The organism is Duganella sp. CY15W, assembly GCF_009857555.1.
Lineage (GTDB): Bacteria > Pseudomonadota > Gammaproteobacteria > Burkholderiales > Burkholderiaceae_D > Rugamonas > Rugamonas sacchari.
Window position 1 is genome coordinate 1 of sequence record NZ_WWCQ01000008.1, and the last position, 10,454, is coordinate 10,454.

13 protein-coding genes and 1 pseudogene are annotated in these 10,454 nt (G+C 66.1%); all 14 read right to left on the minus strand.

What is annotated here, in order from left to right; translation table 11 throughout:
* Positions 1-348 (minus strand): annotated as a pseudogene (locus GTP58_RS28135) (hypothetical protein); the annotation flags it as partial.
* Positions 332-805 carry a hypothetical protein gene (locus GTP58_RS28140; protein WP_161080281.1) on the minus strand — a complete coding sequence of 158 codons (474 nt, stop codon included), beginning with the start codon at positions 803-805 and terminating at the stop codon, positions 332-334. The gene GTP58_RS28140 and the pseudogene GTP58_RS28135, both read right to left, overlap by 17 nt.
* Complete coding sequence (locus GTP58_RS28145; protein ID WP_161080282.1) at positions 805-2,112, minus strand: FliI/YscN family ATPase; 1,308 nt, start codon at positions 2,110-2,112, stop codon at positions 805-807. Before GTP58_RS28145 ends, GTP58_RS28140 begins: the two co-directional genes overlap by 1 nt.
* Positions 2,112-2,966: a FliH/SctL family protein gene (locus GTP58_RS28150; protein ID WP_161080283.1), complete on the minus strand. Its 855-nt coding sequence runs from the start codon at positions 2,964-2,966 to the stop codon at positions 2,112-2,114. Before GTP58_RS28150 ends, GTP58_RS28145 begins: the two co-directional genes overlap by 1 nt.
* On the minus strand, positions 2,954-3,430 hold the full coding sequence (locus tag GTP58_RS28155) for a hypothetical protein (protein ID WP_161080284.1): 477 nt from the start codon (positions 3,428-3,430) through the stop codon (positions 2,954-2,956). Before GTP58_RS28155 ends, GTP58_RS28150 begins: the two co-directional genes overlap by 13 nt.
* Entirely contained in the window at positions 3,427-4,881 is a 1,455-nt protein-coding gene (gene fliF, locus GTP58_RS28160; RefSeq protein WP_161080285.1) for a flagellar basal-body MS-ring/collar protein FliF, read from the minus strand. Before fliF ends, GTP58_RS28155 begins: the two co-directional genes overlap by 4 nt.
* 18 nt (positions 4,882-4,899) lie before the next feature.
* Positions 4,900-5,199 carry a flagellar hook-basal body complex protein FliE gene (gene fliE / locus GTP58_RS28165; RefSeq protein WP_161080286.1) on the minus strand — a complete coding sequence of 100 codons (300 nt, stop codon included), beginning with the start codon at positions 5,197-5,199 and terminating at the stop codon, positions 4,900-4,902.
* Positions 5,196-5,624 carry a flagellar basal body rod protein FlgC gene (gene flgC / locus GTP58_RS28170; protein ID WP_161080287.1) on the minus strand — a complete coding sequence of 143 codons (429 nt, stop codon included), beginning with the start codon at positions 5,622-5,624 and terminating at the stop codon, positions 5,196-5,198. Before flgC ends, fliE begins: the two co-directional genes overlap by 4 nt.
* Positions 5,624-5,989 carry a flagellar basal body rod protein FlgB gene (flgB, locus tag GTP58_RS28175; RefSeq protein WP_161080288.1) on the minus strand — a complete coding sequence of 122 codons (366 nt, stop codon included), beginning with the start codon at positions 5,987-5,989 and terminating at the stop codon, positions 5,624-5,626. Before flgB ends, flgC begins: the two co-directional genes overlap by 1 nt.
* 28 nt (positions 5,990-6,017) lie before the next feature.
* Positions 6,018-7,130, minus strand: coding sequence for a flagellar basal body P-ring protein FlgI (locus GTP58_RS28180; RefSeq protein ID WP_161080289.1), 1,113 nt, complete (start codon positions 7,128-7,130; stop codon positions 6,018-6,020).
* A 2-nt stretch (positions 7,131-7,132) separates the two neighbouring features.
* Positions 7,133-7,708, minus strand: a complete 576-nt coding sequence (locus GTP58_RS28185) for a flagellar basal body L-ring protein FlgH (RefSeq protein ID WP_161080290.1) — start codon at positions 7,706-7,708, stop codon at positions 7,133-7,135.
* Between the two features lie 5 nt (positions 7,709-7,713).
* Positions 7,714-8,682: a flagellar basal body P-ring formation chaperone FlgA gene (gene flgA, locus GTP58_RS31535; RefSeq protein ID WP_161080291.1), complete on the minus strand. Its 969-nt coding sequence runs from the start codon at positions 8,680-8,682 to the stop codon at positions 7,714-7,716.
* Between the two features lie 8 nt (positions 8,683-8,690).
* Positions 8,691-9,473, minus strand: coding sequence for a flagellar basal-body rod protein FlgG (gene flgG / locus GTP58_RS28195; RefSeq protein WP_161080292.1), 783 nt, complete (start codon positions 9,471-9,473; stop codon positions 8,691-8,693).
* Between the two features lie 3 nt (positions 9,474-9,476).
* Entirely contained in the window at positions 9,477-10,211 is a 735-nt protein-coding gene (locus GTP58_RS28200; RefSeq protein ID WP_255490795.1) for a flagellar hook-basal body protein, read from the minus strand.
* Positions 10,212-10,454 lie beyond the last annotated feature (243 nt).

The following is a 10,454-nucleotide window of genomic DNA, read 5'->3' on the forward strand; positions in this document are numbered from 1 at the left end:
GGCCGCTGCTGCCGCGCCAGCACCTGGCTGGTTCGACGCGGCAGCAGCGGCCGGTTCGCTCCCGGGCGGCGCGACCGCCGCTGGCGCCAACGGCGCTGATGCCGTCACGGCAGCGGCGGCAACCGCTGCATCCGGCCCTGCGCCATCCAGCGGGCTCTCCGGCAGCGGCGCTGGTGGCGGCGCGGCCGGTTGCTGGTGCTTTGCCGCCGGCGACACCGGCTTCTTGGCCGACTGCAGCATGGCATGCTCCAGCTCGGACATCCAGCGATCCTGGCGCGCATCGGTCTGCTGACGCTGGCGCACGGACGCCGGCGCCAGCGCGCCGTAACCTTCAATATTCATCGCCATCTGTGCTCCTTACTGTCTGTAATACATTCCATTGATCGTCAGCCTGCTTGAATTCGCTGCTGAGCCGGGCCTTGAAAAAAACTGCGCGCGCCTGGTCCTTGTGCGCCAGGACCGCATCCACCGCGCGCTGCGCCGCGCCGATCTGCGCGATAATCTGTTCGCGCTGCTGCGCCAGTGCATCGCAAGCCTGCGCCAGCGCCGCCGCAGTGCGCTGGCGCTGTTCCAGGTACCCCGCCAGACGGCGCTGGCGGTCGACCTGCAGCAATTGGCCGGGCGCACTCATGGCCAGCCAGTCGGCGCGGCCTTCTGCCAGCTGGGCCAGTACCTGCCCGTGCTCGTCGTGACGCTGGCGCAGCGCGACATTGCATTCGCTGAGTTCAAGCAGCAGCGCATCTAGCGTCCACTGGCGCTGCAGTGCCGCCGGTTCCAGCGCATAACGGAAGCGGGCGGGCGCCATCAGCCACTCCCGTCCAGTGCGGCGCGCAGGCGCTGCAAGGCCACCGCGCGCGGGCTCGACTCCAGCACTGACTGGCGCAGCACTTCGCGCAGCGCCGGCGCCACCGCGATTGCGCGGTCAATGTCGGCATTGCTGCCGGCGCGGTAGGCCCCCATGTCCACCATCTGACGGTTGCGCTCAAACGTGGCCAGCAGGTCGACCACCTCCGCCATGAGCTGCCGCTCGTCCGCACTGGCCAGTTCGGAGGCCAGCCGGCTGGCGCTTTGCAGCACGTCAATGGCCGGAAAGTGGCCGGCATGCGCCAGTTCGCGTGACAGCATGATGTGGCCATCCAGCGTGGCCCGCACAATGTCGGAGATCGGCTCGTTGAAGTCGTCCCCTTCGACCAGCACCGTGTACAGCGCCGTAATGGCGCCGCCGCTGGCGGCCGTGCCGCAGCGCTCGCACAGCGCCGGAAGGTCTGCAAACACCGATGGCGTATAGCCGCGCGCCGTGGGCGGTTCGCCGGCCGCCAGGCCGATCTCGCGGCGCGCCATGGCAAAGCGCGTAATCGAATCCATCATCAGCAACACTTGCCGGCCCTGGTCGCGGAAGTATTCCGCCACCGCCGTGGCCGCATGGGCTGCACGCGTGCGTACCAGCGCCGGCTGGTCGGACGTCGCCACGATCACGACGCTGCGTTTCAGGCCGTCCGCGCCCAGGCTTTTTTCCACAAAATCCCGTACCTCGCGGCCGCGCTCGCCGATCAGGGCGATCACATTGACGTCAGCCTTGACGTCGCGCGCCAGCATGCCGAGCAAGGTGCTTTTGCCAACGCCGCTACCGGCAAAAATGCCCACGCGCTGGCCCTGCCCCAGCGGCAGCAGGGTATCGATGGCGCGCACCCCCGTCTCCAGCACGTGCGCGATGCGCGGCCGCGTCAATGGATTGATCGGCGGCGCGAATAAGCTGCGCTCTTCTGCCGTGAACGGCATGGCGCCGCCGTCCAGCGCCGCCCCAAAGGCGTCGATGACCCGTCCCAGCAGGCCACTGCCGACGCGCATGCCGGGCGGCTGGCCGCTGGCCTGGATATGGTTGCCGGCGCCGATGCCGCGCGTATCGCCGTAGGGCATCAGTATGATCCGGCCGGGCTTGACGCCGACCACCTCGGCCAGCAAGGTGGTGCCGCCCTCCTGCTGCACTTCGCACAGTTCGCCGATGGCGGCGTCCGGCCCCAGTGCTTCGATGCTGTTGCCGGAAATCCCCAGGACCCGGCCAGTGCGGCAGGTCAGCACGGCGTGCTGTACGGCGTTCAGATACGCTTGCATCAAACGGCTGCCTCCCGCTGGCTGCGGGCCAGCACCAGTGCGGCGCGCAGCTGCTGTATTTGCAGCTCCAGGCGCGCATCCAGCGTGCCGCGCGGGCCGTCGATCAGGCAGCCGCCCAGGCCAATGCTGTGGTCCGCTTCGAGCTGCAGGCGCGCATCAAGCTCGCCACGGTCGGCTGCCAGCAGTTGCAGATCCTGCGGATGCAGACGCACCCTGAGCTGCTCCAGCGCCCGCTCGCCTGCAACCAGGCTGCGCACCTGTGACGCCAAGCCGGCCCGGCTGGCCGCCTGCGCGCCGAGGATGCGGCAGATCGCGGCAAAGCTGATCTCGACCAGCATGTCCTCGTGCTGTTCCAGCCACGCCTGGCGTCCGTGCTCCAGGGCCTGTACCAGGGTGTTCAGGCGAACGCGCTGGGCGGCGGCCGCTTCGTGCGCCGCGTCCTCGCCCCGCTGCAAGCCCTGGGCATGACCGCGCTGCTCGGCTTGCTCGCAGATGGCAGCAGACTCGTCCTGCAACTGCTGCTGCGCCGCGTTCAGCTGCTGCGCTTGCTGTGCCAACGCTTGCTGTTGCTGCTGCAGCGCCGTTTCTGCGTGGGCCAGAGCCTGTGCGCGCGCTTCCAGCTGCGCCGCCTGCTCACGCAGGCGGCGGGCGTCCTCTTGCAGTGCCGACGGTGCCGGCAGCAAGGGTTCGGCATCTGCTGGCGCCGCCACAGGACCGGCGACGGGCATGACTGCTGCAGCGGCTGCCACGGGGGTGCCGGGGACGGACGCCGGGCCGGCAGCGGCCACCATGCCGGGGCGCCGCAACTGGCGCCCGGCAGCAGCGACCGTCGGCGCGTGGATTATTGCCGCCATGATTTCACCCAGCGCAGCAGAGGCGTCAGTGGCGTGACGCGGCGTGGCGCCACCGGCGCAGCATCCGCCAGCCGGCTACGCAGTGACTCCAGCAGGAAACGGCGAAGGACTGGGGCAGCCGTCACTTGCACCGCCCCAATCGCTGCGCGGCGGGCTGGCGAGCATAACGCCAACAGCTCATCGCGCCAGCGCCAAGGCTGTGCCGCCAGCACCTGCGCGACCAGCGTGGCTGGCTCGTGTTCGAGCAGACTGTAGATTGCCAATGCCGACGCCGTGGCCAGCTCGGCCGACGGTGCCGGCATGATGGCGGCCAGCGGCGCTGCCTCAAAGCCCAGCGCGCTGAGTTCGTCCAGATAGGAACGCAGTGTCGCCTGGTCCGCAGGCGGCAACTGATCCAAGATCAGGCTGCGGTCGCGCTCGTCCAGACCATGCAGTGCAGCGGCTGCCTGACGGTGGCCGCTCATGCCCGCCGCCCCGGATCGGCGGCGGACGGCGTGGCGATCCACGCGCGTACCTGGCCCAGCATCTGTTCACGTTCGGCGTCGCTCAGGCGCGGCGACGCCGCTGCACGGCGCCGTGTGCCCAGCGCATACGCCAGCGCTGCCAGCAGTACCAGCACCGCGATGCCGCCCAGCACGACCGCAGTGACGCGGCCGTCCGTGACAGTCCTTGCCGCTGGGGCCTGCGCTGCGGCCGTGGGCGTGCCGGTAGCGTCAGCGTCAGCCTCAGGCGTCAAGCCCGGCGTGAGCGGCGGATTTGCCAGTGCCTGCATCGAATACACCACCACCGCGTCGCCACGCTGCGGATTGACGCCGACCGCCAGCCCGACCACTTCCTTGAGCTTGTCCTGCTGTGCTTGGTCCATGCCCTGCTTGACCAGCACGGCCACCGTCATGCGCTTGATGCCGCCGCTCCCCGACACGGTCTGTTCAACGCGGCGGCCAACTTGGTAGTCGAATTCACTGGTGCTACTGGCGGGCGTGCCAGGCTTGCCGGCGCCCGCCAGCGTGTTGCCGGCAGCAGCGGCCTCGTGCGCCGAACTGCGCTCGCGCACCACCACGCCCGTCAGACTGGCCGCAGGATCGGAATTTTTCGCTGGCAGAATTTCCTCGGTGGTCACCTTGCTCTGGTCCAGGTCGAGCGCCACATCGACGCTGGCCACCGCCTGGCCCGCGCCATAGGTGCGCTCCAGTACTTGCGTGACTTTGCGCAGCAAATAGTCTTCCGTGCTGCGCTTGCCATCCAGCTGGTTGATGCCGGCATCGCTGCCATCAGCCGGCGCCAGCCGCGTCAGCGCCACGCCATGCTGGTTAAGTACAGTCACGTCGCCACTGACGATGTCGGGCACCGATGCCGCCACCAGGCGCTGGATGCCAGCGATCTGCTCCGGCGCCAGCGTCTGGCCATTTTTCATGGTCAGCGTCACCGAGGCCTTGGGCTTGGCTTGCGCTTTCTTGAACAAGCCCTGCTCGGGCAGCGCCAGGTGCACGCGCGCCGCCTGTATTTCTTCAATCGCCAGGATGGTGCGGGTCAGCTCGCCCTGAATCGCGCGCTGGTAATTCACTTTCTGCACAAACTCGGTCATGCCGAAGTCGGCATTGTTGAACACCTCGAAGCCCACCGCGCCATGCAGCGGCAGCTCCTTGCCCATGAGTTTGAGGCGTGTCTTGTAGACCAGGTCGCGCGGCACCAGGATGGTGGCGCCGCCATCGGCCAGTTGATATGGCGTTTTCAACTTCTCCAGTTCGGCCGTCATCGCGGCCGCGTCGGCCGGCGCAACCTCCGAGAACAGCACCTGGTAATCGGTGCGGTATGCCCAAAAGCCGAGACCAGCCATCAACGTCACGATCAGTACGGCGCCGGCGATCAGGCCAACCCGGGCCTGTGGCGCCAGGCGTTTCCATGTTTCTCTCATTGCTGCTGCTTCCTATTCCTAAACCTGCATCCGCATGACTTCCTGGTATGCCTCAAGCACGCGATTTCTCACCTGCGCCAGCAACTGGAACGACAGCTTGGCTTCTTCCATGTGTATCATGACTTCGTGCAGATTGCCGGCCTGGCCCAGCGCCAGCTGCTGCACTTCCTGATCCGAGCGCAGCAGATGGGTATTGACCGCCTGCAGTTCGCTGGCAAACCAGTCGCCAAAGCCGGCCGGCGACGCGGCGACGCCCGGCACCTGCGGTTCCATGATGGCCGCCGCCTCGGCCACTGCACCGATGGCCTCGACCGTCATTGCTGGCCTCCAATGTCCAGCGCGCGCGACGCCATGGTGCGGGCCGCGTTCATGGCGGCCACATTGGCTTCATAGGCGCGCAGCGCGGTGTTCAGATTGACCATTTCGGCCGTGTGATTGACGGCCGGATAAGCCACCATGCCCTTGGCGTCCGCATACGGATGGCCCGGCTCATAGACCATGCGCGGCGCAACCGCCTCGGCGTCCACCGCCAGCACCTCGACGCCGGCGCCATACAGCTGGCTGAACTGCGCGCCAAACCCGACCGGGGCCGCCTGGCTGATCACGCGCAGCGGGCGGTAGGCCTGGGCCACGCTGGCAGCGGCGTTGTTCATATTGGCCAGGTTGGCGGCAGTGACATCCAGGCGCAGTTTTTCCACCGCCATGCCACTGGCGCTGATTTGAAAAGCGGCGTTGTAATCCATTAGCGTTTGCCTTCCGCGATGGCAGTGCCGATCAGCGAGAAATGTTTATTGAGCGCCTTCAGCAAGGCCTGGTGATGCAGCGTGTTTTCCGACAGCGCCGCCATTTCCATCTCCAGCGCCACCGGCTCCCCTGCCTCGCCTACCGGCGTCAGCGCGGGGCGGTAGGCGGCCAGGCTGGCCAGCGTGGGGCGCTGGTCCTGCGCCAGCACCTGCTGCAACGCAGCCACCTGTTCTTCAAAACGCACGCCAACCCGCTGGTAACCCGGCGTATTGGCGTTGGCGATGTTGCGGGCGATCGCCTGCTGGCGCAGGCCGGCCGCATCAAGCGCCAGGCTCAGCAAGCTCACCGTACTGCTGTCTATCATCGGAACCACTGCTCTCTCTCCTGAAAAATTACTGCACAACCAGTTCAGCATGCAGTGCACCTGCCGCTTTCACTGCGCGCAAAATCGAAATGATGTCGCGGGTATTGGTCTTCACGCGCGTCAGTGACTGCACCAGGTCGGCCACCGTGTTGCTGCCGGCCGCAACAAAGCCGGTCTCGTCCTGCTCATCGACATCGACCCGGCTGTTGGCCACGCGGACCGAGCGCACGCCGGCTCCCGTCTGACTGACCAGCAGCGGCTGCGACACCGTGTTGTCGGTCACAATGCTGACCTTGAGATCGCCCTGCGACACCGCCACCTTGGAAATCCGTACATCGCCGCCCGCCACCACGGTGCCGGTGCGCTCGTTGATGACCACCTTGGCACGCCGGTCCGGCTCGACATAGACGTTTTCCACCGCCGTTAGGAAGTCGGTGAGCCGCGCGCGGCGTGCTTCAGGAATGCTGATCTCAATCCCGGAGGCGTCCTGCGCCAGCGCCAGGTTGACGCCCAAGGTGCTGTTGATGGCGGCCGCGACGCGGCTGGCCGTGGTGTAATCAGGCTCGGCCAGCACAAAAGTGACGCTCTGGCCGTTGTTGCTGACATCGTTGGCCACGCCCTGCTCCACGGTGGCGCCGCCCGGTATTGCGGCCACCGTCGGATGGTTTTTCTGCACCACGTTGCCATTCATGTCGTATTTGTAGCCGCCCACCGACAGCGGCCCCTGGGCCAGCGCATACACCTGGCCGTTGGCGGCCTTGAGCGGCGCCAGGATCAGTGTGCCGCCCACCAGGCTGCGCGCATCGCCCACCGAGGTGACGGTAACGTCGAGCGCATCGCCGGGCCGTGCAAACGGCGACAAGCTGGCCGTCACCATCACGGCCGCGGCGTTGCGGCTCTGGACGTCGTCCGCCACCACCGTCATGTCAAAGCGCGACAGCATATTGGCGATCGACTGGCGGGTCGCCTTGTTGCGGCTGGAATCGCCCGTGCCGGCCAGGCCGGTCACCAGGCCGTAACCGGTCAGCGCATTTTCGCGCCAGCCGGCGATCTTGCCGATGTCCTTGATGCGGATGGCATCCGCAGCGCCGGCCAGGCCGGCAACGGCCATGCAGGCCCCCAGTAACAGTGCGCGCAGCATGATCACAACCCGAACAAGGTCAGGAAACGCTGCCACCACGCGGGGCGCTGCACTTCGGACAGGTCGCCCTGGCCCGCATAGCTGATGCGGGCGCCGGCGATGCGCGTCGACAGCACCACATTGGCGTCGGAGACGTCCTGCGGACGGATGCGGCCTTCCACATGGATTTGCTGCTTTTCATTGTTCACTTCGAGCAGCTGGTCGCCGGCGATCACCAGGTCGCCCTGCTCCGTGATTTCCTTGATGGCCACGGTGATCTGGGCCAGCACGCGACCTTCGCGCTCGGTGCGGCCGCGGCCATCGAGCTGGTTGTCTGATTTCACGCCCAGGTTGTAGCGCTTGCCCGGTGCGTGCAGGTCGACACCGACGCCGGCATCCCGGCCGGCGCTGGTGCGCGCCGTGCTGCTGGCACTCGAGCTCTCATACACCATCACAGTGATCAGGTCGCCCACGCGGCGCGGCCGCAGGTCGGAGGTCAGTGCCTGGTAGGCACCTGGCTGGTACAAGCTGGTTGCGTGCGCGCCAGCTGCCAGCAGCAGCCAGGCCAGCAGCCCGTAGTTAAGTCTTGTGCGCAACATTATTCCTATCTTCCTTCAATACTGACCAGACCGGATGCAAGCACCCGCGCCTCTACTGTTTCATTACTGCGCTCGGGCCTGACCCGCACGCGCTGCCCCACCACTGCATCGGCCTGCACATACGCGCTGGTCTCGATCGCGATGCCGGCGCTGTTGCTGACCAGGCGCACGCGCTCGCCCCGCAGCACCATGTCATCGCCTGCCATGTCGCGCACCCCGGCCACCTGGCCGGGAGCCAGGCCCTGGCGCACCCGCAGGCCGGCGTCCAGCGCGCCGGCCACCAGCGCCGGGGCTGCCAGTCCGGCCACATCTTCGCGCCGCAGCGCAAAGTCCGCCGCCGTGGCCAGCGTACCGGCCGGCAGCGCGCGCCGCGCCACGTACACTTCGCGGTAGGCCTGCACCGCCAGCGGCACCAGCACCGAACGGTACAGCGTGCCCTGCGCGGTCACATCGATCCACACTGCCATGCGCGCACGCAGGCGCGAAGCGTCCGCAAGCCGGGCCTGGTACTGCAGGTCGCCGGCGGGCGCCAGCAGCGGCACCAGCGGCGCCGCCAGCCGGATCTCCAGCGCCAGGTCCGGCGCGGCAAAGACCTGCCGCACCTGCTGTTGCGCCAGTTCCAGCAACCGCTCGCCCTCCAGCATCTGGCTGGCGCGCTGCAAGCGTACGCTGCTGGCGCCGCGCCAGACGATGGTGTTTCCCGGCGCCAGCGCCTGCGCGTGCAGCACCAGGTCCAGTTCGGCGCGGCCGCGCTGTTCCAGCTGTCCGGCCAATGGCGCCAAGCCCAGCGGCAATTGGCGCCAGGCTTGCTGCTGGGCCGCGTCCGCAGTGCTCACCTCGGCAATGTCGCCCAGCCTCAGCTGCGCCTGCGTCAGCAGTACCTCGGACCGCAGCGTCAGCACAATCTCGCTGGCCTGCGCCGTACCGCCGAGCAAGCAGACCGCCGCTCCCAATGCACGCCAGCTGACTGCCACCGCCGCCCTTATTTGCGCAGGTTGTTACTCATGCCCAGCATTTCATCGGCTGCCTGGATCACCTTGACACTGCTCTCATAGGCACGCTGGGCCGCCATCAAATCCACCATTTCGCTGACCAGGTTGACATTGGACGCTTCCAGGTACCCCTGTGCCAGCGTGCCGGCGCCCTCCTCGCCAGCCTTGCTGTACACGGCGTCGCCCGAGCGCGCCGAAGGCAGGTACAGATTGCTGCCCAACGAGACCAGGCCGGTGGTGTCGTTGAAGTGGCTCAGCTCGATGCGGCCGGCCTCGCTCGCGGCCGACTGGTCCCGGCTTTGCACCAGCACCTGGCCGTCCGCGCGCACCTGCACACTCTTGACATCCAGGCCGACATGAATTGCCGGCTTGAGCTGATGGCCGTCGGCGGTGGCCAGGAACCCGTCGCGGTCCACCATCAGCGCGCCGCCACGGCTATACGCAGCGCTACCGTCAGGCATCAGCACTTCCAGGAAGCCGTCGCCCTGGATGGCGAGATCCAGCGGGCTATCGGTTTTGCGCAATTCGCCCGGGGTGAAGGTTTTAGCCAGCGAAAACATGCCCACCCCGCCGCCGTGCCACAAGCTGCGCGCCGGCTGGCCCTCGTCGGCCGCGCCCGCGCGGTTCAGTTCACGGTACACCAGGTCCTCAAACGTCACCCGCGATTTCTTGAAGCCGGTGGTGCTGAGGTTGGCCAGGTTGTTGGCGATGGTGTCCACACTTTTCTGCTGCATCTGCATGCCGGTGGCGGCAATGTAAAGCGCGTCGTTCATGGTTTAAAACTCTCCCAGCTTGCGTATGGTTTTTTCCAGGCTGTCGTCATAGCCCTGGATCACACGTTGCAGCGCCTCGAAGTGGCGCATGGTGTCGCTCAGGCGCACCATCTCCTGCGACGTGTTGACATTGGAATTTTCCTGGTAGCCGCTGCGCACCGAAGGCGCGACATCCAGCTCGGCCACGCGCGCGCCGCCTTGCGCGTAAGCGCCGCCGCCCAGCGGCAGCAAGGCCTCCGGATTGGCAAAACTCACCAGCTTCAGCCGGGTCAGCACGCGCTCGCCCTGGCGCACGTCGCCATTGGCATCGACGGCAAATGGACCTTTCACAACGATGTCGCCGCCTGCGCCCATCACGGCGGCGCCGGCCGCCGTCACCAGCCGGCCGCGCGCATCCGTGTGCAGACTGCCCTGGCGCGTGTAGGCCGGCCCCTCGGGGGTCGCAATTTCAAAAAAAGCCATGCCGTCGATCGCCAGGTCCTGCGGATTGCCGGTATAGCGCAAGGTGCCGGCGCTGGCGTCAATGCTGAGCTGGGTTGCTGAACCCGGCGCAATGCCGGCGGCCGGCAAGGCAGTCACCGCTGCCAGTCCCTGCTGGACTTGCTGACTGAAATCCTTGCTCATAAGAACTTGGCGTTTATAGCCCGGCGTCAAAACATTGGCCATGTTCTGGCTAATGCTGTCAATTCGCCGTAAATCCTGCTGCATTCCGCTTGCTGCGATCGCTGTCACATCCATGAGTTACTGCCTTGCAAAGTGCAATCAATTGCCAAAAAACTTACATAATAACACCACACAATAATGATTTTCAAGATAAATTTCTAAATAGAAATTGGCTTATATGAATTCATGATTTGAAACACCTCTGACAATAGTGTTAATTTCATTGTCTTTTCGCTACCCCGCTACCATTTCCCAAAAGGAAAATTATCACTTAAAAATTTTTTCTAAAAAGCACTAAACTTTCCTCAAAAACCAAGG